The following is a 22357-nucleotide window of genomic DNA, read 5'->3' on the forward strand; positions in this document are numbered from 1 at the left end:
ACGTTGTTAGCCACAGCTTACATATTACCTTTTTTCAATATCTTTGTCAATATCGCCCGGCGGGGACTACGCCTGTATTCCGGCATCCTTTTGTATAAATATTGAAAGATTGCACAAATAGATGGATTTACATTGACATTTTATAATGCAATGCGCTATTATTGAAACATATCATCCGCGGCACCCGGCCGTCATATGAAGGGAATTAAAATGATGGATAATTTTAAACTTGTGACCGACAGCGCCTGTGAACTGGACGACGACCTGATCAAATTTTTCGACGCGGAGACGGTTCCGTTTTCGATGATGCTCGAAAATGTGAACTATATTGACGATGATCATCTCGACGTGAGAAATTTCGTAAAAGCGATGAAACAAAGCAAACATGTGCCGAAATCGGCCTGCCCGTCTCCCGAGGCATTCGCGGAGAAATTCCGCAAAGCGAAAAATGTTTTCTGCACCACGATTTCTTCCCATCTGAGTGGCTGCTACAACAGCGCCATGCTCGCAAAGGAAATGGTGGAACAGGAGGGCGGACACCGGGTCCATATTTTCGACTCCTGGTCGGCAACCGCCGGAGAAATCGCGATCTGCATCAAGATTAAAGAATGTATCGAGGCGCATATGGATTACGATGCTGTTGTTGAAAAAGTCACCGAATTCCGCAATGGGATGCGTACCTTCTTCATCCTCGAAAGCCTTGATAACCTCATCAAAAACGGCCGCATGAACAAAATTGTCGGCTATGTGGCGTCCGCCATGAGCCTGCGCCCAATTATGACCGCTCCGGGCGGCGAGATCAAGCTCTTTGAAAAAGCGCGCGGCTCGGTGCGCGCCTTCACCCGTCTGGTCGAACTCATCGGGGAATGCCACAAGGATTTCTCCGACCGCACGCTGGTGATTACCCACTGCAACAACGAACGGCAAGCCAGCTTCATCAAAGCCGAAGCGCAGAAGCTCTATAATTTTAAGGATATCTGTGTGATGCCCACCCGGGGACTGGCCAGCATGTATGCCGACGACGGCGGCGTGGTCATCGCATTCTGACAAAGGAGGCGTTTTCTCCATGGGCAAAAATATTCTCATCCTCACCGGCAGCCCGCGCCCGGGCGCCAACAGCCTCATCATGGCGGAGGCATTCGCCAAAGCCGCACAGAAAAATGGCCATGCGGCCACACTTGTCAAGACCGCGCAGCTCAGGGTCGGCGGCTGCCGCGCCTGTGAAAAATGCTGGACCGGCGGCAAGCCCTGCATCCAGCAGGACGATATGCAGAAGCTTTATCCGCAGCTCAACCTTGCGGACATCATCGTCTTTGCGTCGCCGCTTTATTTTTATGGTCTTTCCGCTCAGCTAAAAGCAGTCATCGACCGCTTTTACCCGCTCACCAAAGATGACAAGCTGCCCGCGTTCGGCGGCAAGCAGTGCGTCCTGCTCCTTTGCGGCGCGTCGGAGGACGAGGACGATTTTGAAGGCGCCATCCGCACCTACGAGCTGATCTGCGACTATGCCGGGTGGGAGGACTGCGGCGTGGTTTCGGCCTGCGGCGTGACCAATCCCGGTGATGTCAAGGGCACCGTCTGGATGGACGAGGTGGAAGCGCTCGCCGGACAGTTCTGATGTGTTCAAAAAAGGGGCCGCCCATGGGCGGCCCCTTTTTTGTATTTTCGGTTATTTTTCATGTTCCTCGGTGATTTCACCCATTTTAAAAGCGCGCAGCAAACGCCTGAGGTCATCGACATTCTGCTGCAGCTTCACGCCGGTATCGGTCTCCGCGATCTTGATGCGGGATTCCATCCGCTCAAACACGACCGATGTCGAGATGATGTCGGTGTTTTGCTTGATCGCCTGCTTGCGACCGCCGAACGGCTCGTGGGAAGCGATGCGGATACCCCAGGAATTGTAAATCAGCGTATATCCCGCGATGCCGGTCGTAGGCTGGTATGCGCGGCAGAACCCCCCGTCGATCACGATGAGGCGGCCGCCGGCCTTGACCGGGTTCTCGCCGTCCTTCGATTTGACCGGGACGTGGCCGTTGATGATGTGGCAATGCGGGCCTTCCAGCCCGAATTCCCGCAGCAGCCGGATACAGACCTCGGGGTCCTCGTAATAGGTGTAATACGGGTTTTTCTCCTCCGCCCAAACCGATTTATCCGGAACCAGTCTGCGTTCAAACGTGGTGATGTGGTCGCGGCCAAAGAGCGGCGAGTGCCTGCCGCACCAGAGAAACCACAGAAAATCCTTCCCGAACTGTTTTTCCAGGGTATCCGGCTTGGCATAGTAGCCCTGCCGGGCAACCGTTTCGGCGTGGTCGAGGAACGCCTTGCCCCCAAGGCCCTTGCAGCCGATATTGAACTTCATATCCGTGCCGTCCGGATTCATCGGGATGCAGCCATGGAACAGGAGGTTGCCGTTATAGGTTTTGTAAAGGCCGCCCTTTGAATAGAGGAATTTAACATGCCGCTGGAGCTTCTCGCTGCGAAGGAACGCGTCCTTCAGCTGCGCCATGAGTTCGGTTTCCTCATCCGAAAGCTTGTAGGGGTCCACCGGGTCGACCGTCGGGAAATCGGTGTCGCTGAGCGGGTAATCCTTTCCGCCGATTTTCACCGTCTTTTTCTCATAATCGATCTTGTCGAGCAGCAGCCGGTCGTCCATGCCGAATTCCGGATTGCGCAGGATTGTTTGGCCCTCGAGCTTGAAGAGAATCACTGAAATTGCTTTGTGCATACGCGCACCGAGCTCAATGTCCTTGGCGTTGTAGGTGGTGGAATCGGTTACGCGGGTAGCAAAGCAGGCGGTATCCACATCCATGTAGACCTCATTTGCAAAGAGCGCGAGCGGCCGCAGGCTGATGCCATAGCCGGTTTCGATGACCGCGAGGTTGTTATAGGTGATCGAATTGACCAGTACGGTCGCAATACAGGTGCGGCTGCCGGTGGCGGCGCCCATCCATAAGACATCATGGTTGCCCCACTGGATATCCACCGAGTGGTGGGTCATCAGTGAATCCATCACAATATCGGCGCGCGGGCCGCGGTCAAAGATATCGCCCACAATGTGCAGATGGTCGACTACAAGGGTCTTGATAACGCTGCAGACCGCAATGATAAAATCCTCGGCTTTATCGATATCGATCATGGTCGAAATGATGTTCTCGTAATAATCCTTTTTGTTATGGATTTCATAATTGGTATTGAGGAGCTCGTCGATGATATAGGCATAGTCCTTCGGCAGCGCCTTACGCACTTTGGAACGGGTGTATTTGGAGGAAACCAGCCGGCAGATTTCCAAAAGCCGGTTCAGGGTAATTTTATACCATTCGGTCAGGTCGCTGACCGTTCCCCGCACCTCCTCCAGCTTTTCCTCGGGATAATAAATAAGGGTCGCAAGCTGATCGCGCGCGTCTTTGGGGACGCTGTTTTCAAAAAGGATATCCACCTTTTCGCGCACCGCGCCGGAGGCATTATTGAGGATATGCAGGAATGCCTCGTATTCCCCGTGCAGGTCCGACATGAAATGCTCGGTGCCCTTCGGCAGGTTAAGGATCGCCTGCAGGTTGATAATTTCCGTGCTTGCCGCCTGTACCGTTGGATATTGGCGCGCCAGCATCTGCAGATACCGGTGTTCGGTGATCTCGGCGCGCATTGGCTGTTTCATGTTGTCCACACTCCTTTTATATCGCTCACACATACCGCCCACATTGGGGCTGCTTTCCCTTCTTTGTCATTATACCACAAGCGCGAAGCGCGCAGTGGTATAATTGCGCATTGGGACGGCAGCGCTCTTGGCGCGGATCGTCCTGCGCATAAACTGGTATCGTAGTCGCTTTGCGGCTATGATACCACAAGCGCGAAGCGCGCAGTTGGATAATGGGCCATTGGGCAGGAAACCGGCAACACCGGCGGATCTGCCTGGCATAGGCTACAAGCCGCGCCAAGCCTGTCTGTGGCGGGCGCAGGCGGCAGCTGCCGCTTGCTTTGCGTTTATTATCCCATGATTTGTGAATTCTTGCAATGGATTTTTGTCGGATTTATGTTATAATAAATCAAAAGCGGCCGCCTTCCCGCGCAGAGCGGACCCTCTGCCGGGGTGGCGCGGGACTTACTCCATCGGCGCCGGTGGCCCCCGGTGTTTCGCGGCCGCCCGCTACATCATCGCAAAGGAAGGATCTAGAAAATGGAGAACAAAGCCAAAGGATTTTGGGGAGAATTCAAACAATTCATTTCGCGTGGGAACGTCATGGACATGGCGGTCGGCGTCATCATCGGCACCGCCTTCACCGCAATCGTCAATTCGCTTGTCAAGGAAGTCATCATGCCGTTTGTCGGGTGGCTCATCGGCGGGATCAACTTCTCCGACTTCAAGATCGTGCTTTCCCCCGCTGTGGGTGAAACCCCCGAGGTCGCAATCCTTTACGGCAGCTTCCTCAACCAGATCATCAACTTCCTGATCATCGCATTTGTTGTATTCGTGATGGTCAAGGCAATCAATTCCCTGCACCGCAAAAAAGAGACGGAAAAGCCCGCGGAACCAGCCGCGCCGCCGGCGGATATCGCCCTGCTCACCGAAATCCGCGACCTTCTTAAAAAGGACAAGTAAATCTGTCACCCTGCGGCTTTGCGTCTGACGGCACAAAGCCGCTTGGCATTTGCCGAACTTTTATGATATCTCCAGGCCCGGGTGCGGGCCGGAAAGGAAGCTAGCTATGAAACGCGTCTTTTTGATCGTACTGGACAGTTTTGGCATCGGAGAAGCGCCCGACGCCGCTGAATATGGCGACGCCGGCAGCAACACCCTGCGTTCCTGCTTTGAGACCGGGAAGCTGCGGGTGCCCAACCTGCAAAAACTGGGGCTTTTCAATATTGACGGGATTTGCTGCGGGGAGCCGGCCAGCCGGCCGCGCGGCGCCTACGGACGGATGCGGGAGGCTTCAGCCGGCAAAGACACCACCTGCGGCCACTGGGAAATCGCGGGCATCATCTCCCAAAAGCGGATGCCCACCTATCCGGACGGTTTTCCCACGGAGCTCATCCAGGAGTTTGAACGGCGGACAGGCCGCCGTGTGCTTTGCAACAGGCCTGCCTCCGGCACCCAGGTGATCCTTGATTACGGGCAGGAGCATGAACAGACCGGCGCGCTCATCGTCTACACCAGCGCGGACAGCGTTTTCCAGATCGCGGCCCATGAGTCGGTCATCCCAGTCTCGGAGCTTTATGAATACTGCAAAATCGCCCGCGCCCTGCTCACCGGTGAAAATGCCGTCGGGCGGGTCATCGCGCGGCCGTTCACAGGCAAATACCCGAACTATAAGCGCACCTCCAACCGTCACGACTTTTCGCTCGCGCCCCCGCGCCCAACCGTACTTGACGCGATCCAGGCTTCAGGGCTTGAAACCATCGGCGTGGGAAAAATTTTTGATATTTTTGCCGGGCGGGGCATCAGCAGGACCAGCCGAACCCAAGGCAACGACGACGGCATGGCACAGACCATCGCCCACGCAAAGGAGGATTTCTCCGGGCTCTGTTTCGTAAACCTGGTCGACTTCGATATGGTCTACGGCCACCGCAACAACGCGGACGGCTATGCAGAAGCGCTTTCCCGCTTCGACGGGCAGCTTGGCGAACTGATGGCCCTGATGGGCCCGGACGACGCCATTATGATTACCGCGGACCATGGCTGTGACCCCGGAACCGCCTCGACCGACCACTCCCGGGAATATGTCCCGCTGCTCATCTGGGGCGGTGGGATTGAGCCGGTGAACCTCGGCACCCGGCCAACCTTCGCGGACGCGGGTGAAACCGCCGCCGCGCTGCTCGGCGTGGCTGGAAACTGTGATGGAACCCCGCTTGCCAGGCTCATCCTGCGGCCTGACACCCAGGATCTCCGCTCCGGATGGGAAACCCTCGTCAGGGAGGCCTTCGCCGCGCGGGAAAAATCCTACTCCCCACATTCCGCTTTTGCCGTGGGCGCCGCGCTGCTTTCTAAAAATGGACGGGTCTTCCACGGCTGCAATGTGGAAAACGCGAGCTATTCTGTCACCTGCTGTGCCGAGCGCACCGCTCTTTTCAAAGCGGTCAGCGAAGGGGAACGCTCCTTCTCCGCGATCGCTATCGCCGGCGGAAAAACAGACTGCGCACAATCCGAATATTGTTATCCCTGCGGGGTCTGCCGGCAGGCGCTGGCCGAATTCTGTCCGCCGGATTTCCCGGTAATCGTGGCAAAAAGCCCGGAGGATTACCGCGTTTACACGTTGGAGGAACTGCTGCCGCATGCCTTCGGGCCTGGCGGAAAATTTTGACCGGGAGGGGTCTGCGAAATGCGCATGTATGATATCATCCTGAAAAAACGCGGCGGACAGCCGCTTTCCGATGAAGAGATCGGCTGGTTCGTCGAAGGTTACACAAACGGCTCCATTCCGGACTATCAGGCGTCCGCCCTGCTGATGGCGATCTGGTTTCGCGGCATGGACGAACATGAAACCGCCCTGCTCACCGACCGGATGGCGCATTCAGGCGATATGGTTGATCTTTCCGCCATTCCTGGCGTGAAGGTGGATAAACACAGCACCGGCGGCGTGGGCGACAAGACCACCCTCATCGTAGGACCGATTGTCGCGGCCTGCGGCGTGCCGGTCGCGAAGATGAGCGGCCGGGGACTGGGGCACACCGGCGGCACAATCGATAAGCTCGAATCGATCCCCGGGCTTTGCACCTCGGTCAGCCGTGAACGGTTCTTTGAGATCGTCCGGGAAACCGGCCTCGCGGTCATCGGACAAACCGGCAACATCGCGCCCGCGGACAAAAAGCTCTATGCCCTGCGCGATGTGACCGCAACCGTGGACAATCTTTCGCTGATCGCCTCGTCGATCATGAGCAAAAAACTGGCGGCAGGTTCGGACGCGATCCTGCTCGACGTCAAAACCGGGTCCGGCGCATTTATGAAAACGCTGGATGATTCGATCGCGCTTGCAAAGGCAATGGTCTCGATCGGGGAGCGCAACGGCCGGCGCACCGCGGCGCTCATCACCGATATGGATATTCCGCTCGGTCACGCCATTGGAAACTCCCTCGAAGTGATCGAGGCGGTTGAAACCCTGCGTGGACGCGGGCCGGCGGATCTCACTGAGGTCTGTCTGCAGCTTGCTTCCAATATGCTGTTCCTCGCCGGGAAAGGAGAAATCGCCGCCTGCCGCGCGGCGGCGGAAGCGGCGCTCGCAGGCGGCGAAGCCTTCCAGAAACTTTGCGCGATGGCGGCGGCGCAGGGCGGCGACATTTCGGTGCTGGAGTCCACGGAAAAGTTTGCAAAATCACCGGCTGTGCACGCCGTACAGGCGCCGCGCGGCGGCCGCATCACCCGGATGCAGACCGAACAGATTGGCGAGGTTTCGGTTGTGCTCGGCGCGGGCCGCGAAAACAAGGACGATCCGATCGACCCGCGTGCGGGCCTTATTCTATATAAAAAGACCGGCGACGCGGTCGCGCCCGGCGAAACGCTGGCGGTGCTGCACACAGCCAGGCCCGAAGCGCTGCCGCGGGCCGAACGGCTGCTGCTCGGCGCAGTCGAGATCGCGGACGCGCCGCCCGCGCCGCATCGCCTTATCTATGCGCGTGTCACCAGAGACGGCGTGGAATTGCTGTAACGGCGAAAATTCCAAAAGTTTTACGCGATTTTTTCAAAAAATCGCGGGGGATTCAGGGACGGAGGCGCTGCTCAAAGAGATTTGAGCAGCGCCTCTTTTTCGTTTGGCAGTTTGCCGTCGATCACCCAATCAAGCAGCATATCCAAACTTTTACCAATCTCCCTGCCGCTGTAACCGCGCGCCGCAAGGTCGCTCCCATCGACCGCGAGACCGGCAAGGCAAAAGCAGTCGCCATCCGCTAGGATCTCGTCAAGCATCCTTCTCACATTGAGGAGCGCTTCTCCATACGCCCTGCGAAACGTGATCAGCTTTTGCAGATCCGCCGGGCCGATACGCGCAAGCCAGCGGCGCAGGAGCGGCCGTTCCGGCCGCAGATCCGCCGTCCGATGGGTGAGCAGCATCCGTACCAGGCGGCGGGTTTCCCTGTCGCTTCTGAACCCGGATAGCACCGCGTCGGCCTCCTTTGGCGAAAGCTCCTCCAGCACGGCCGCCAGCCGCAGACGCGGATCAGCCGGCAGCTTTGCAAGCGCTTCTGACGGCGCAAGCGGTATGCCCGCCGCCGCGCGAACCACCTCCGGGTACTCCCACAGGACTTCCCGCGCGTTTTGGCCGCAGACGAGCCGGCAAAGTTCCGCAAAAATCCGTTCCCGGGCAATTTTCCAGAGCAGATCCCGGTTCTCCCGCAAGCTTTTCGCAGTTTTTGGCTCAATCGCAAAGCCAAGCACGGCGGAAAAACGCAGCGCGCGCAGGATGCGCAGCGCATCCTCCCTGAAGCGGCGGTCCGGTTCGCCGACACACCGCACCAGCCCGGCGGCAAGATCCTGCCGCCCGCCAAATGGGTCGGCGATTCCGCTGCTGGGGGAATATGCCATGGCATTGATGGTGAAATCCCGCCGCGCAAGATCCTCCCGCAGATTCCGGGTAAAGGACACCGTGTCCGGATGCCGCCCGTCCGAGTAGGCACCGTCAACCCGATAGGTGGTAATTTCCACCGGATGGCCGTCCATCAGGACGGTTACAGTGCCGTGCCGCAGACCGGTTTCGATCACCTTGCACGTTTTTGCAAAGGCCGCGATCGTTTCCGCCGGCAGCGCCGAGGTCGTGACATCCCAGTCGGCGGGCTCCTGCCCCAGCAGGCTGTCCCGCACGCATCCGCCCACCGCAAACGCTTCGTATCCGGCCTGCGCAAGCTGGTCCAGCACCTGGCGCGCATACGCGGGCATGCCGATCTTTTCCATCCATACCACCTCTTTTTGACATGATACCACGATCTTCGCAAAAATAAAACAATCTGTTCACAAAATATCTATTGATCATATTATTTATTAAGAATATTATCTATTTATCATAGATAATTCAGGAGGGGGATGCCGTGACAACGCCAAATCTGAAAAACGCGCTCTACGATTTTTTCCGAAGCGCAGCCACTAAAATGAACACCGTTCTCAACTGCTGCTGCGAGCCGTACGGATTGACCGGCATGCAGGCCCGGGTGCTGATGGAGCTGAGTATCCATCAGCCGCAGGCCGTCGGAGAGCTCGGTCGGATGCTCAGCATGTCAAGCGGCAACATCTCCGCCATGTGCAAGCAGCTTGAAAAAAAGGGGCTGCTCCGGCGCGCCCGGCGTGCCGGTGACGAGCGCATCGTCGAGGTTATGCTCACCGAATCGGGCGAAGACATCATCCGTCCGGTTGACGCGCATTTTGAAGAGGCATTCGCCCGGATGCTTTCCAGCATGAGCGAAGCGGAACTTTCGCAGATCGTTTGCGGGTTCCAAAAAATGTCCAAGCTCTTCACCGAATTTGAAATTTCCCATCCGAAACAGGAGGTATAAACATGCAGGAACAGAAAACTCCCAAAAAACCATTTATATACTATTATTGCATCGTACTGATTGGAATCCTCCTCTTCAACCTGTTCTTCATGCCGATGATGAACGAATCAAAGGTGGAAAAGGTCGATTACGGCACCTTCCTCACCATGTTGGGCGACGGTAAGATCGACACGGTGGAACTCAACGACAGCGCAACGACTATCGCCTACACCACCAAGGAAGACGGCGGCAAAACGATCTATACCACCGGCGCCTGGAACGATCCGGGTATCGTCGACCGGCTCTGGGAAGCGGGCGTCAAGTTTGACAAGATCGTGCCGAAAGAGCTGTCCCCGCTGATGAGCGCGTTGCTCACCTGGGTGCTGCCGATGCTGCTGTTCATCTTTATCGGGCAGATGCTGATGCGTTCGATGCAGAAAAAAATGGGCGGCGGCAACGCGATGATGTTCGGCAAGTCGAACGCAAAGATCTATGTCGCCGCGCAGACCGGCAAAACCTTCGCGGACGTGGCTGGCGAGGATGAAGCCAAGGAGGCGCTCACAGAGATCGTGGATTTCCTCCACAACCCCGCCAAATACGAAGCAATCGGCGCGTCGATGCCAAAAGGCGCTCTGCTCGTCGGCCCTCCCGGAACCGGCAAAACCCTGCTTGCCAAGGCGGTCGCGGGGGAAGCAAACGTCCCGTTCTTCTCGATCTCCGGTTCGGAGTTCGTTGAGATGTTTGTCGGCATGGGCGCCGCCAAGGTGCGCGACCTTTTTAAACAAGCGCAGGAGAAAGCTCCCTGCATCGTCTTTATCGATGAAATCGATACGATCGGCAAAAAGCGCGACAATGGCGCCATCGGCGGCAACGATGAGCGCGAGCAGACCCTTAACCAGCTGCTCACCGAGATGGACGGTTTTGACGGACGTAAGGGTGTTGTAATCCTCGCAGCCACCAACCGTCCTGAATCGCTTGATCCGGCGCTGCTGCGTCCCGGCCGCTTTGACCGGCGCATCCCGGTCGAGCTGCCCGATCTCGCGGGACGCGAAGCGATCCTGCGGGTGCACGCACAGGATATTCAGATGGAGCCCAATATCGATTTCCGGGCGGTTGCGCTGGCGACTGCGGGCGCTTCCGGCGCCGAGCTTGCCAATATCGTGAACGAAGCCGCGCTGCGGGCGGTCAAATATGGCCGTACAGCGGTCGCGCAGGCGGATCTCGAGGAAAGCGTCGAGGTAGTTATCGCGGGTTATCAGCGCAAGGGCGCGGTCATCCCGCCCAAAGAAAAACGGATCGTCGCTTACCACGAGATCGGGCACGCACTCGTCGCGGCCAAACAGACCGATTCCGCGCCAGTGCACAAGATTACCATCATCCCGCGCACCTCCGGCGCGCTTGGCTACACGATGCAGGTGGATGAAGGCGAAAAGGTGCTGATGTCCCGTGAAGAAATCCTTAACAAGATTGCGACTCTCACCGGTGGGCGCGCGGCCGAGGAGCTCATCTTCAACTCGATGACCTCCGGCGCGTCAAACGATATCGAACAGGCCACCCGGCTCGCCCGTTCAATGGTGACGCGGCTGGGCATGACCGAAAAATTCGACATGATGGCGCTTGAGACGATCCAGAATCAGTACCTTGGCGGCGACGCTTCGCTCGCCTGCTCCCCCGAAATGGCGGCGCAGATCGATGAAGAGGTGCTCCGGATCATCAAGGCGGCGCACGAAAAGGCGGTCGGTATCCTCAAGGAAAACGCTGAAAAGCTGCACGAGCTTGCGGAATACCTGCTCGAAAAAGAAACCATCACCGGAGAAGAATTCATGCAGATCCTCAACAGCTAAAAAACCATGAAAAAAGCCGCCCAATTGGGCGGCTTTTTTCATACGTCGTTCCGTTTGACCGATTGTTTCTTCGCGTTTTTATTCTGGTTCTGGTTTTCACGGGTCAACGGGGTCTGACCGTTGCATTTCTGTTCCCGGACTTCCTTCTTGTCCGGCTGCGAATCTTTCGGCATATTTTCACCTCCGGGATTAGGGTTCCGTCTGTGGGAACGCCCCGCAGGGGTCAGCGTTCTCCCTCGTCAATAATTTCCTGCAGGCAGCGCATCAAGTCGGTCAGCGAATGGATCTGCACATCCCTCCGCAGGATCTCATTTTTGAGATCGATCGAAAGGGATTCAAACTGCGGACGGACCTGATCGGAAACATAGGACATGGCACTCACCTCACAGATAGGATGCCCCCGGGAATGGGAAATTAACCAAAAAACAGGGCCATCCTCTTCGGACGACCCTGTTTTTTTGGTGGTTCAGAGGTTCAATTTGACAAGGCAGCTCTTGACTTCGCCCTTGTCGTTGGTATATTCCATCGCACAGACCATCGTTTCCGGATTGTAGCCAATCAGGTCGCTGAACACCGTTTCGAGCACGATGTTGCCCTTGCGGTCGATGAGGCCGATCTTGCCGTCACGCTCGACAAATGCAAGATCCTTATCCGGCATAAAGTTGTCTGCGTAGTCAAATTTCGCGTCGATCACAAATTTTCCGGTCCGGTCGATGTAACCCCATTTTTCCTGCGGGGTCATCACGAGCATATACTGCTGATCCTCGCCCCGCGTAATATAATTGCTGGAGGAGAGGATCACCTTGCCTCCGGTGGTCATAATCCCATAGGAACCCGGGCCGTTGTCCCCGTCGAAGAGTACGTACCCTTTGTCGAGATGCGCGGCGTCTCCGGTGAGCAACCCCTCGTACTTCGAGTTCATGATCTCGTTGCCTTCCCGGTCGATCAGGCCATACCGGCCGTTGCGTTCAAAACAGGCATATTCACCCGAAAACGGGGTGACATAGTCGTAAAACGGTTCAATTCCGACCTTGCCGTTGTCAAGCCCGGTGATCACGCCCCAGCGGCCGTCTTTGCAGACGCTCGCGCTCGTCTCACCCATCACCAGATCCTCCCACTGGGCCTTGCAGGTGATTTTCCCAAAGATGTCCATGATCCCTTTCTTGCCGTCCTGGGAGAAATCGGTAAATTCGTTGCTTTTGTTAAAATATCCGATCTCGTCATACGAAGGCTCGACGATAATGTTCCCGCTGCCGTCGGCCATGCCGTAACGACCGTCCACCGTGAAAACGACGCGGTCCTCCTGCGCCGAAATTTCGGAACGGATGCCAATCTTTGCCTCGTCGCAGCCGAAATTCTGGATCGGGGAAAAGTCCTTGAGACTGTAGAACTTGATCATGTCGTTCTGCAGAATCGCAAGGGTTTCGCTGAGTGCGAGAACATCGTCGCCGCGCTCAGCCGTAAAGACGGTCTTGCCGGAAAGGTCTTTGAGCTCGGTGTCGTCGCCGGTGGTGCATTCGATCAGCTTTCCGCCGTAGAGCGGCCAGGTGGAGTCATATTCGAACGGGATCACCACTGTACCGTCCAGCGTGTTGACCACTCCGTATTTGCCATCCTTCTGCACCGACGCCAGCGCATCGCCAAATGCGGTGTACCAGCCCGAATCGTCCGAGGTAAACACAAAATCGGTCACGATCTTGCCGTTCGGGTTGGCAATGGCATATTTGCCGCCCTGCGCGGGTGCAAAATAGTCACAGGTCAGATAGCCGCGCGGGCCGCCCCGGTTGAGCGGCAGATACATATCATACTGCGCGGGGGTGAGCAATTCAAGCGAATAGTCGCCCGAAGTGGTGTAAAGGGTCTTTGGCAGCTCAATGGCGCCCACGGTCGTTGACGGCGGGGCGTCAGGCATCGGCGCTTCGACCGCGGCGGAAGCGCTTGTCTTGGGCAAGCCGGCCGGATCGTTCGATTCTAAGGACGCATCAGCCGACCCTGATGCGGACGGCGCCTCCGCGGAAGATCCCGCGCCGACAGGCCCGTTTACAGACACAGTATCGCAGCCGGCCAGCGCCAGAAGCAGAGCCAAAAGCATTGCAAATTTTTTCATAAGGAAACCTCCTTCCGGAGCGGAAGAGCCGCTCCTGCAGACAGGGGTATCACCACCGGCTTTAAAGCCGGATGTATCACAGCCTGTACATCTATAGAGTGCTGGAAAAGCAGGAACTTCCTGCATCTAAAGTATACCATATCTTTTATGGAAAACGGTGTCTTTTTTGTGAATGAGAAAACCGGGCCTTTTGACCCGGTTTTCTCCGATTTTTCAGACGCGTATCCGCGCCATCACTTCTCCGACACTGCCCGCGATCAGCAGATCCGCACGGCTGTCCATCGGCGTGGCGGAACGGTTGATGAGCACAATTTTGCCGCGGCAGTAATCGATCAGCCCGGCCGCCGGATAGACCGCCAGTGAGGTGCCTGCGATAATCAGGAGATCCGTCCGTTCGAGTGCGCGAACCGCCCGGCCGACCGTATCAGAATCGAGCGGCTCCTCGTATAGCACCACATCCGGCTTCACAAGCCCGCCGCAGGTACAGCGCGGCACACCTGTGCATTCCTTTATAAAGTGCGCATCATAAAACTTTCCACAGGCGGTGCAGTGATTGCGGTGTACCGAACCATGCAGCTCATAGACGACTTTGCTTCCCGCCGCCTGATGCAGCCCGTCAATATTCTGGGTGATTACCGCGTCGAGCCGTCCCGCCCCTTCCATCTCAGCCAGTTTTTTGTGCGCGGCATTCGGCTTTGCATCAAGGCAGAGCATCTTCGCCCGGTAGAATTCGAAAAATTCTGCGGTGTTGTGCACAAAAAATCTGTGGCTGATCATCCTTTCCGGCGGATACTTCCAACGCTGCCGGTAAAGACCGTCCACGCTGCGAAAATCCGGGATACCGCTTTCGGTCGAAACACCCGCCCCGCCAAAAAAGACGATATGACGGCTTTCGTCAATCAACGCCTGTAAAGCTTCTGCTTCCCGCATCCATTTTACCTCCCTCAGCTCTGAAGCTGCCAGCCGCCTCCCGCATCGTAAGCGATCAGCGTCCAGTCATAAGCCGGGCCGCCGGTGCAGCGCAAAAGCATCTCGACCGCATTGTGCCCATCCTCCGCATAAGCATAGGCAAGATCGGTGCCGAGCAGCTTCGCTTCTCCCGGAAAATATCGCATCGTTCCGCCAAGCGCCGCTTCAACCGGGATGAGATCGGTGCGCGCGAGCAGACTTTCCAGTTTTTCCGCCTTTGCAGGGTCAGCCTCTTCCAGCTGTGATGGCGGCTCCTCCGCCGCAGCGGCCAGCTCCTGCACCTGCCGCCTGAGCGCGTCATTCTCCGCGGTCAGCGCGGCAACCTTTTCCTCAAGCTGCGAAATATGTGCCTGCGGATTCCCGGCACAGCCACCCAACAGAGTCAGAATCACGAACAAAGAGATTACTAGTCGTAATATTTTCATTTAATATTCCTTTCCATCTTCATCATTCTCTCCTCTTCTGCAATTTTGTCTTGTTGCCTTTCTCATCCACAAGATAGGTATTGTCGAGTGACGAACGCAGGCTTGCCTTGATCGCCGCGAGATATTCCTGCCGCAGCGCGAGCCGTTCCTCCTTTTCGGCGTCGGTCAGTTCCCGCTGTCCGGCCAGCCGCGTCAATTCATTGATCCGTTCTATTTTTTTCTGCTGCATCTTCCAATTCCTCCGATATCGATGTTTCCCGATGAAACCATTATACCACAAGCGCAAAAACAAAAACACCAGGCAAGCCCGGTGTTTAATCCTTCTTTTTTTTTCGGCTGAGAAAAACGGAAATCTCATCGTAACTGGAAAACGCAATGTCCTCCCGATAGAGATAGGACAGACAATACGCCCATTCCGCAAGACTATAGGTTTCCCGGTCCAAGTCCAGCACCATCTGGATGAGTTCCTGCGTATCCGCTTTTGCCGGCAGGGACGAGATATAACAGCCGCATTGCTGTGACAGCGTCTCAAGCATACTCTCCTGCATCCGGTTCACCCCGATCAAATCTTTATAAACCAACAATTTATTTCAGTTTATCATATTTACCGCGCTTTGTAAACTTTTAGTCGTCAAAATATTTCAAAATTCCTCCGTACAGGTACTTCCTTCCAGTACACTCTATGAGGAGGTGATTTGATGGTTTTCGACTTCGGATATCGTTTGCGTGCTTTGCGAAAACAAAAAAAGCTTACCCAGACGCAGGTAGCTTCCCGCTTAAACCTTTCCAAAACCACCATCAGCGGCTATGAGAACAACACCAAGACCCCTTCGGTGGACACCCTGATTCAGCTGTCCAGTCTCTACGGCGTTTCAACCGACTACCTGCTTGGCATCGAAAACCGCCCGCTGCTGCTGATTGACGGCATATCTGAGCGCCAGCAGGAAATTCTTCGGACACTGCTCGCGGAATTCCGCACCCGCCAAAATACGGAACATTGAATATGCCAAACAAAAAAGCCGCTTTGAAGCGGCTTTTTCTATTTACGCTGTACGTTTCATCGATCTGATCACTGTCTTGGCCTTCCCGTCCACCCGATCGGATTCAACGATTTTGCGGAGCGCTTTGTTATAAGTGTCCGCATCCAGTCTGCTTTCACGCAGATACCGCATCGTTTCGTCCGGGAACTTCACAAAACACACGGAAATCGCCCACGCAACCGCCATGCGCACATAATACTGCCGCCCTGCAAGCCGTTCGAATTGGCTGAAAAGATACCGCAGATGCTGCTCATCCACAAAATAATCCATCAGCGCCACCACTGCGAACCGCGTTTCAAACTCCTTTTGTGAGGCGAGGTACGGAGCAAGGAACTCCAGCGTACGTTCCCGGTCTTTTTGCAGGAATTTGAAGCCTGCGCAGCAGCTGTCACAGATTGCCCAATTGGCGATCTTCGGGACAAACGCCGCAAGCCGTTCATAAAGTTCATCAGCCGACGCCTTCACATAGCCGAGCACCAACCCCTGCAGCATCGTTTCCTCATAGGTGCCGGTTTTGGCCGCCGCCAGATACCCGCGCCAATCCTCCCTGGCCAGCTCCTTGGCAACTTTACGCAGCACCGGCAGCCGTACCCCGAGCAGGTGTTCTTCCCCTGGCACCAGCTTCTGATGGAACGCTTTAAAAGCCGGATCGGCCAGTTTCCGCAGGCGCTCTGCCAGTTCCTGATACTCCGCTTCAGTCATTGCTTTTTCCTTCCCTTCGGCGCGGTCAGCGCAAAGCTGTGGTCAATCATTTCCCGGATAATTTGATCATCCAGCCCATCGTTTGGCCGCACCGTATTCCAATGCGACTTATTCATGTGGTAGCCGGGTGTGACCTGGGGGTAAACCCTGCGCCAGAAATCCGCCTGCATCGGTTCACATTTGAGGTTTATACAGAGACCATCGCGTTCATAAATCAGCGCAAAGCTCTTGCGGTTGCTTTTGTGGCGCATAACCGTCCAGGCCTCCCCATCCGAAACGGCGTCGAACGGATAGTCCTCATAGGCATCCGCATAGGTCAGGCAGTGATCAATCCATTCCCGCCGCGTCATGGCTCACACCTCGTAGGCCATTTTTTCAGGTGTCCAGCCACACAGCACCCCACACATGTCCGCTCCGATTTTTTTGGCGCCGGCAAGGTCGTGCTCCCGGTAATTCCCGCATTCCGGCTCGGTGCTGCCGGGGATTTCCCCCTCATAACCCGCGATGAAGGCAAAGGTATCCTGCAGCAGCCGGATCACATCCTCCTTTGAAAGGCTGTCCCGCGTGAGCAGGTAAAAACCCGTTCGGCAGCCCATTGGCCCGACATAAAGGATCTGGTCGGAGAATACCCCGTTGCGCACATAGGTTGCAAAAAGATGCTCCACTGTGTGCAACGCGGCATTTGGCAGATAGTCGCCCGCATTCGGGGTGCACATGCGGATATCATAGGTAAAAACATCTCCGTCAACGCGGGAAATATAAAGGCCTTTTTTCAGCTTGGTGTGATCAACGCAGAAGCTGGCGATCCGTTTCATCTTCAGTCCTCCAGATAATTTTGGATAACCCGGTAGCTTTCGCAGAGCGATTCAAACGACCGGGCGCAATTTGCCGGGCTGGTCGAGGGCAGCGGGATCGCCTCCCTCCCCACAGCCGGCTGGATATGGCGCTTATAAAGTTTCGCAGCCGTCCCGCCGGTGGTGAAAACCGCACGGATCTTCGCCGCCGAAAGGATCGGGGAAAGGTCATTCGGCTCCGGGGCCGCGATGCTCGCATCCGACGCGCCCTCAATTTCACAGGCATGCAGCACATCCCAAAGGGCAATCCCGTTTTCCAGAAGAAAAGCATGTTTTTCCTCGTTTGTCCGCGGCAGCGGTTTCTCCAGTACCGCCGCGAGCACCTTCCAGAAGCGGTTCTGCGGATGCCCGTAAAAAAAGCCATATTCCCGCGATTTTGGCGAAGGGAAGCTCCCGAGGATCAGCACCCGGGAATTTTCGTCGTAGACCGGGGAGATGGTGTGGATGAGCTTTTCAGCGATGGGAATCCCTCCATTTCCAGGAATTTTTCCCGCAAATCCATCATTTCATTTCGGCGGTTTTGCGCAGCAGCGACAGCGCGTTCGACGCGGCAAGATAGCGGATGAGTTCCCGCTGGCCGTCGCGGTATCCGCGCGCAAGACGCAGTTCGGCCACTTCATTATGCCATGCGCTGCTGATTCCCACATACACAAGCCCAACCGGTTTTTCGTCGCTTCCGCCGTCGGGGCCCGCGATCCCGGTGGTGGAGATACCGATGTCCGCACCGGAAATCCGGCGCACGCCGTCGGCCATCTCCTTTGCGGTTTCAGGTGAAACCGCGCCGTATTTTTCGAGCGTTTCGCGCTTCACGCCGAGCAGCTTCTCCTTCACCCCGTTTGCGTAACTAGTCACGCCGCAGCCAAACACCTCCGAGCTGCCAGGAACTTCGGTGATCCGTTTGGAAAGGTATCCACCGGTGCAGCTTTCCGCCGTGGCGACCGTGAGCCCACGCTCTTTGAGCGCCTGTACAGCTGCGGTCTGGAGATTATCGACATCCACGCCGTAGATGTATTGCGGATAACGATCACGGAGCATCCGCAATACCGGCGCCATCAATTCCTCGGCTTCCGCCGCGCTTTTCCCCGCGGCAGTCACACGCAGCATCACTTCGCCGTCCTTTGCATACGGCGCAAGGGTCGGATTCTCCATCGTCTGCATTTCTTCGCGCAGCTGTGCCTCAAGCGTGCTTTCTCCGATGCCGAAGAAATAAACGCAGTGGGAACGCAGTACATGGTCCGAACGCTTTGCCAGATACGGCATGACCTGGTTTTGGAACATCGGGGCCATCTCGCGCGGCGGTCCGGGCATCATAATCGCGATCTTCCCCTTACCTTCAATGATCGCGCCGGGCGCGGTGCCATTTGGATTTTCAAGTACGATACAGCCCTTGGGCATCATGGCCTGTTTGAGGTTGTTTTCGGTCATCTTGCGGCCAAATTTTTTAAAGAAGCGTTCGAGCGCTTCGACCGACGGCTGATGCAGTTCGAGCGGCAGCCCAAAATAAGCGGCGATTGTCTCCTTGCTCAGGTCGTCATAGGTTGGGCCGAGGCCGCCGGTGGTGATGACGATATTATTGCGGGCAAAGGCAATCTCCAACGCATCTTTAAGCCGTTCCGGGTTGTCCCCAACCACCGTGTGATGATACAGGTTGATCCCAAGGTCGGCAAGCCCGCGGGAAATCTCCGCCGAATTGGTGTTGACAATGTTCCCAAGCAGGATTTCTGTGCCGATACATAAAATTTCCGCAGAATCTTTCATAGGGTTTGCACTCCGTTTCGATAGAATCTTTATGGGGTTTATTATAGCACGTTCCGCCGAATTTTTCCGTGTTTTTTTGTAAATTGTTGTTTCCAGCGACGGCGGCGCGCCATGCATCCGCATTTTCACAGGAAAGCCCGGCAAATGCCCCTTTACGCGGACAGGCTTCCTATGTTATAATATTTCTGTTTAAAATGAAGGAGAATCGATAAATGGCTAACTACAGCGAACTTCAAAATGTGTCGCCTGAAATTTTGCAGGCGGTGGAGCGGATGGGCTTCACAGAAATGACCGAAATTCAGGAAAAGGCAATCCCTGTCATGCTCGAAGGGCACGAGATCATCGCCAAAGCGCCCACCGGCACTGGAAAAACCTGTGCCTTTGGCATCCCGCTCATTGAAAAGGTCGATCCCGACCTGCTCCAGGTACAGGCGATTGTCCTCTGCCCCACCCGTGAGCTCTGCACCCAGATCACAGAGGATCTGCGCAACCTGGCATTTTTCAAACACGGGCTCAAGGTGGTTGCGGTCTACGGCGGCCAGCCGATCGATAAGCAGATCGGCGCGCTCAAACGCGGCGCGCAGGTTGTTGTCGCCACGCCGGGACGTCTGCTCGACCACATGCACCGGCGCACAATCAATATCTCCAAAGCCAAAATCGCCGTACTCGACGAGGCGGATGAGATGCTCGATATGGGGTTTTATAAGGATGTCTGCAAAATCCTTGACGCGCTGCCGAAGGAAAAGCAGATGGTCATGTTCTCAGCCACCATTTCCCGCGAAGTCATGGACATTGGCTGGATCTATCAGCGTGATACTGTGGAATTGACCGTCGAGCCTGTGCAGGACAGCGAGCCGAGAATCTCCCAGTATATGATCGAAAGCGTGGGCCGCCAAAAGCTGGCCGACCTGGTTTATATTCTGCGCGCGAACGACTATCACCGTTCAATTATCTTTTGCAACACAAAATATTCCACCGCCAGCCTTGCCGGGCAACTCACCGACCGCGGTTTCGACGCGGCCTGCCTCAACGGAGATATGCAGCAGGGCGAACGCAACAGGATCATGGCGAAATTCAAGGCGGGCGAAATTGAAATCCTGGTTGCCACCGATGTGGCGGCGCGCGGCATCGACGTAACCGACGTAGACGCGGTTTTCAACTATGAAATCCCGCTGGAAAACGAATATTATACCCACCGCATCGGGCGCACAGGGCGCGCGAAAAAGGCCGGCACCGCCTATGTTTTCTATGGTCCGGACGACCGCAAGCGGCTCGACAACATCATCCGTTACACGCGTTCGCACGTGATCGAGCTGGAATTCAATGAAGCCGGCGAGCTTGTAGAGAAATCCTGATGTGACTTTTTTGCGCGTCCAAGAAAGTCACCAAAGAAGGACGTTCAAGGGGGCCTCCGACAGCCCCCTTGAAAATCCCCTGTGGGAACGTCCGCTGAGACAAAACGTGGCTTGCCGCGTTTGGTAGCCTGCTCGCCTGGCGGCGAAGCGCGCTAACGCGCGACGGCTGCTCACGGGGGCTTTCCGCCCCTGTGTCCCCCGGTAAAGAGTCGTCTGCGACGACCCGCCACCTTTGGCGGCGGATTCGGGATAAGGAACGCGGGACGGGTTTTCGCAACCATTGCGAAAACCGGCTTCGCCGAATAAGGACAAACCGATGAAAAAATGCGCGGCCCTGCGGGCCGCGCATTTTTTATAGCAATTGTTTTGCACCGGGCATATCGCGCCGGGATCAGATGCCGTTACATTTCCCGTTGTCCAGCAGGACACGATAGCGTCATCGCCGCCGAAGGGCGGCGATCCGGGCTCAAGGCTTTTCGAGGCCCTTCGCGCGGCGGTTGAGGAAGTTAAACTGTTCCGCCAGCTCGTTGATGAGGACGATCTGGTCGTCCTCCAGGTGGTCGAGGTCCATATGTTCCACATCGCTGAGGTCGAGCAGATAATCGGCGGAGACGTTGAAAAAATTGCACAGGTCGCGCAACACCTCGACCGACGGCAGCATCGCGCCGCGTTCATAGGAACTGATTGTCGCACGTTTGAGTCCCAGCTTTTTTGCAAGGTCATCTTGTGACAATTCCTGCGTAGTACGCAGTTTTTTCAGTTTTATTCCGAAATTCACAATCGTTCCCATATTCGCCCTCATATATTGCAATTTTAAATTACTTATGTTACTATTATAATCGCAAATCGATATAATAAATCGCATTTGTCATTTAATAACGCGTCCGGAGGAAGCTATGGAAGTCAAATTATTTGTGAAACTGGTCATGTCGATTATGGACCCTGCCAACGAACAGCTTACGCCGGAAGAGCTTGTGTATGTGCAGGAAAGCGGTCTGCTCGAAACCCTCGAGCTTTTTTTCCAACTGATTGAAGATCCCTCCAATTCCTTTGAGGAATGCGTTTCCGCCATGCGGGTCGCGCTTCATATCCCGGAAACAGAAAACACCGGGCGCCACGAAACGTGACGCCCGGTGTTTTTTCCATTCAAACCGTTACGAACCGGATGGCATTGCCGTTCGCTTCGATCACTTTGCGAAGGTCGTCAAATGCAATCCAAACGGTCGCCGTGTTGTCGTTCGGATGCACGCCCAGCTTTGGATTTCCTACCAGATCCTTGTCAAACGCGACTTCCACCGCCGCGTCCGCGTCATTTACCACCCCAAGCGGCGTGACTTCCCCCTGATGCAGCCCCAGATATTTTTCCAGCCGTTCGGCGGATGCAAAGCTCAGCCGGGTGGATTCCAGCTCCTTTTCCAGAGCGCGCAGGTCCGCGTGCTTATCCTTTTGCACCACGACCAGAAAATGCCGCCGGCCTTTTGCATCGCGCAGAAAGAGGTTCTTGCATACCTCCCCGCTAAGCGTGATGCCGAGTTTATCCATCTCCTCAATGGTGAATACCGCCGGATGTTCGATCAATTCATACGGCGCCCCGGCTTCGTCCAGCCGTGCAAGCGCTTTTTCCCGTTGCGTCATGATTTTCCCTCCCAGTTTTGTCAATTCTATTTATTTATAGCACAGTCCGTGCCCGGGTGCAATGTATATCCTGCCCAATTTGAAAGAATTGCTATTGACTATTTCAAAAATTAGGCTATAATATTTTTACATAATCTTTTTAACATACTTGTGAAAGACGCTGAAAAGAAGAGTAAGCTTTGGATGCTTTTGCAGAGAGCCCCGGCAGCTGAAAAGGG

The 22357-nt window shown here is 55.8% G+C and carries 26 protein-coding genes and 1 other annotated feature (1 of these 27 running past the window's edge); of the genes, 10 read left to right on the forward strand and 16 right to left on the reverse strand.

The genetic code is table 11. The features are described from left to right. Positions 1 to 210 precede the first annotated feature (210 nt). A complete protein-coding gene (locus tag DWV16_RS00905) occupies positions 211 to 1047 on the forward strand; it encodes a DegV family protein (protein ID WP_158572745.1) in 837 nt (278 codons plus the stop codon). A 19-nt stretch (positions 1048 to 1066) separates the two neighbouring features. Continuing rightward, positions 1067 to 1618 carry a flavodoxin family protein gene (locus DWV16_RS00910; protein WP_158572746.1) on the forward strand — a complete coding sequence of 184 codons (552 nt, stop codon included), beginning with the start codon at positions 1067 to 1069 and terminating at the stop codon, positions 1616 to 1618. Between the two features lie 51 nt (positions 1619 to 1669). On the opposite strand, the gene DWV16_RS00915 is transcribed toward DWV16_RS00910, so the two are convergent. Then, entirely contained in the window at positions 1670 to 3655 is a 1986-nt protein-coding gene (locus tag DWV16_RS00915; RefSeq protein ID WP_243007250.1) for a fructose-1,6-bisphosphatase, read from the reverse strand. Positions 3656 to 4174: 519 nt separating this feature from the next. Here DWV16_RS00915 and mscL point away from each other — a divergent pair. From mscL to DWV16_RS00930, 3 genes are all read left to right on the forward strand, one after another. Further along, positions 4175 to 4597 (forward strand): large-conductance mechanosensitive channel protein MscL, encoded by a 423-nt coding sequence (gene mscL, locus DWV16_RS00920; RefSeq protein ID WP_066457301.1) that lies wholly within the window; start codon positions 4175 to 4177, stop codon positions 4595 to 4597. 106 nt (positions 4598 to 4703) lie between these two features. Beyond that, entirely contained in the window at positions 4704 to 6296 is a 1593-nt protein-coding gene (locus DWV16_RS00925) for a phosphopentomutase (RefSeq protein ID WP_158572747.1), read from the forward strand. Positions 6297 to 6314: 18 nt separating this feature from the next. Next, complete coding sequence (locus DWV16_RS00930) at positions 6315 to 7637, forward strand: pyrimidine-nucleoside phosphorylase (protein ID WP_118477573.1); 1323 nt, start codon at positions 6315 to 6317, stop codon at positions 7635 to 7637. A gap of 71 nt (positions 7638 to 7708) precedes the next feature. Here DWV16_RS00930 and DWV16_RS00935 read toward each other — a convergent pair whose 3' ends face one another. Then, the gene (locus tag DWV16_RS00935) at positions 7709 to 8875 is read right to left on the reverse strand and encodes a CCA tRNA nucleotidyltransferase (RefSeq protein ID WP_118477574.1); all 1167 of its coding nucleotides are present in this window, start codon (positions 8873 to 8875) and stop codon (positions 7709 to 7711) included. A 134-nt stretch (positions 8876 to 9009) separates the two neighbouring features. Here DWV16_RS00935 and DWV16_RS00940 point away from each other — a divergent pair, with 134 nt between their 5' ends. Then, a complete protein-coding gene (locus DWV16_RS00940) occupies positions 9010 to 9471 on the forward strand; it encodes a MarR family winged helix-turn-helix transcriptional regulator (RefSeq protein WP_066457297.1) in 462 nt (153 codons plus the stop codon). A gap of 2 nt (positions 9472 to 9473) precedes the next feature. Further along, positions 9474 to 11294 carry an ATP-dependent zinc metalloprotease FtsH gene (ftsH, locus tag DWV16_RS00945; protein ID WP_118477575.1) on the forward strand — a complete coding sequence of 607 codons (1821 nt, stop codon included), beginning with the start codon at positions 9474 to 9476 and terminating at the stop codon, positions 11292 to 11294. A gap of 38 nt (positions 11295 to 11332) precedes the next feature. Here the strand turns inward: ftsH and DWV16_RS19735 are convergent, their stop codons facing one another. The 7 genes from DWV16_RS19735 to DWV16_RS00970 all read right to left on the reverse strand — a co-directional run bounded on the left by DWV16_RS19735 (position 11333) and on the right by DWV16_RS00970 (position 15331). Next, the gene (locus tag DWV16_RS19735) at positions 11333 to 11467 is read right to left on the reverse strand and encodes a hypothetical protein (protein WP_255420037.1); all 135 of its coding nucleotides are present in this window, start codon (positions 11465 to 11467) and stop codon (positions 11333 to 11335) included. Between the two features lie 50 nt (positions 11468 to 11517). Continuing rightward, positions 11518 to 11667, reverse strand: coding sequence for a hypothetical protein (locus DWV16_RS19255; RefSeq protein ID WP_187116773.1), 150 nt, complete (start codon positions 11665 to 11667; stop codon positions 11518 to 11520). 93 nt (positions 11668 to 11760) lie between these two features. Beyond that, positions 11761 to 13401 carry a WG repeat-containing protein gene (locus tag DWV16_RS00950; protein WP_066457292.1) on the reverse strand — a complete coding sequence of 547 codons (1641 nt, stop codon included), beginning with the start codon at positions 13399 to 13401 and terminating at the stop codon, positions 11761 to 11763. Positions 13402 to 13614: 213 nt separating this feature from the next. Then, positions 13615 to 14331 carry an NAD-dependent protein deacylase gene (locus tag DWV16_RS00955; RefSeq protein WP_118477576.1) on the reverse strand — a complete coding sequence of 239 codons (717 nt, stop codon included), beginning with the start codon at positions 14329 to 14331 and terminating at the stop codon, positions 13615 to 13617. 14 nt (positions 14332 to 14345) lie between these two features. Further along, positions 14346 to 14795, reverse strand: a complete 450-nt coding sequence (locus DWV16_RS00960; RefSeq protein ID WP_147349407.1) for a hypothetical protein — start codon at positions 14793 to 14795, stop codon at positions 14346 to 14348. A 22-nt stretch (positions 14796 to 14817) separates the two neighbouring features. Continuing rightward, on the reverse strand, positions 14818 to 15024 hold the full coding sequence (locus DWV16_RS00965) for a DUF896 domain-containing protein (protein WP_066457285.1): 207 nt from the start codon (positions 15022 to 15024) through the stop codon (positions 14818 to 14820). Positions 15025 to 15109: 85 nt separating this feature from the next. Then, the gene (locus DWV16_RS00970; RefSeq protein ID WP_147349408.1) at positions 15110 to 15331 is read right to left on the reverse strand and encodes a hypothetical protein; all 222 of its coding nucleotides are present in this window, start codon (positions 15329 to 15331) and stop codon (positions 15110 to 15112) included. A gap of 162 nt (positions 15332 to 15493) precedes the next feature. Here DWV16_RS00970 and DWV16_RS00975 point away from each other — a divergent pair, with 162 nt between their 5' ends. Further along, positions 15494 to 15796: a helix-turn-helix domain-containing protein gene (locus tag DWV16_RS00975; RefSeq protein ID WP_066457278.1), complete on the forward strand. Its 303-nt coding sequence runs from the start codon at positions 15494 to 15496 to the stop codon at positions 15794 to 15796. 42 nt (positions 15797 to 15838) lie between these two features. Here DWV16_RS00975 and DWV16_RS00980 read toward each other — a convergent pair whose 3' ends face one another. The 5 genes from DWV16_RS00980 to DWV16_RS01000 are packed head-to-tail and all read right to left on the reverse strand — an operon-like array spanning position 15839 to position 19149. Further along, the gene (locus tag DWV16_RS00980; protein ID WP_118477578.1) at positions 15839 to 16537 is read right to left on the reverse strand and encodes a DNA alkylation repair protein; all 699 of its coding nucleotides are present in this window, start codon (positions 16535 to 16537) and stop codon (positions 15839 to 15841) included. Then, the gene (locus DWV16_RS00985) at positions 16534 to 16887 is read right to left on the reverse strand and encodes an MmcQ/YjbR family DNA-binding protein (RefSeq protein ID WP_066457274.1); all 354 of its coding nucleotides are present in this window, start codon (positions 16885 to 16887) and stop codon (positions 16534 to 16536) included. Before DWV16_RS00985 ends, DWV16_RS00980 begins: the two co-directional genes overlap by 4 nt. 3 nt (positions 16888 to 16890) lie before the next feature. Further along, positions 16891 to 17352 carry an S-ribosylhomocysteine lyase gene (locus DWV16_RS00990; RefSeq protein ID WP_079988192.1) on the reverse strand — a complete coding sequence of 154 codons (462 nt, stop codon included), beginning with the start codon at positions 17350 to 17352 and terminating at the stop codon, positions 16891 to 16893. A gap of 2 nt (positions 17353 to 17354) precedes the next feature. Then, positions 17355 to 17852 (reverse strand): DNA-deoxyinosine glycosylase, encoded by a 498-nt coding sequence (locus tag DWV16_RS00995; RefSeq protein ID WP_066457267.1) that lies wholly within the window; start codon positions 17850 to 17852, stop codon positions 17355 to 17357. Positions 17853 to 17892: 40 nt separating this feature from the next. After that, a complete protein-coding gene (locus DWV16_RS01000; protein WP_066457265.1) occupies positions 17893 to 19149 on the reverse strand; it encodes a competence/damage-inducible protein A in 1257 nt (418 codons plus the stop codon). Between the two features lie 212 nt (positions 19150 to 19361). On the opposite strand from DWV16_RS01000, the gene DWV16_RS01005 reads away from it, so the two are divergent. Further along, on the forward strand, positions 19362 to 20504 hold the full coding sequence (locus DWV16_RS01005; protein ID WP_066457262.1) for a DEAD/DEAH box helicase: 1143 nt from the start codon (positions 19362 to 19364) through the stop codon (positions 20502 to 20504). Between the two features lie 466 nt (positions 20505 to 20970). Here DWV16_RS01005 and DWV16_RS01010 read toward each other — a convergent pair whose 3' ends face one another. Then, positions 20971 to 21294, reverse strand: coding sequence for a helix-turn-helix domain-containing protein (locus DWV16_RS01010; RefSeq protein WP_066457259.1), 324 nt, complete (start codon positions 21292 to 21294; stop codon positions 20971 to 20973). Between the two features lie 106 nt (positions 21295 to 21400). Here DWV16_RS01010 and DWV16_RS01015 point away from each other — a divergent pair, with 106 nt between their 5' ends. After that, positions 21401 to 21631: a hypothetical protein gene (locus tag DWV16_RS01015; RefSeq protein ID WP_066457256.1), complete on the forward strand. Its 231-nt coding sequence runs from the start codon at positions 21401 to 21403 to the stop codon at positions 21629 to 21631. A 19-nt stretch (positions 21632 to 21650) separates the two neighbouring features. Here the strand turns inward: DWV16_RS01015 and DWV16_RS01020 are convergent, their stop codons facing one another. Next, a complete protein-coding gene (locus DWV16_RS01020) occupies positions 21651 to 22139 on the reverse strand; it encodes a prolyl-tRNA synthetase associated domain-containing protein (RefSeq protein WP_066457254.1) in 489 nt (162 codons plus the stop codon). A 151-nt stretch (positions 22140 to 22290) separates the two neighbouring features. Continuing rightward, positions 22291 to 22357, forward strand: a binding site (T-box leader); it runs 182 nt beyond the window's last position.

Origin of the sequence: Anaerotruncus sp. AF02-27 (genome assembly GCF_003465835.1) — a bacterium.
GTDB classification, from domain to species: domain Bacteria; phylum Bacillota; class Clostridia; order Oscillospirales; family Ruminococcaceae; genus Anaerotruncus; species Anaerotruncus rubiinfantis.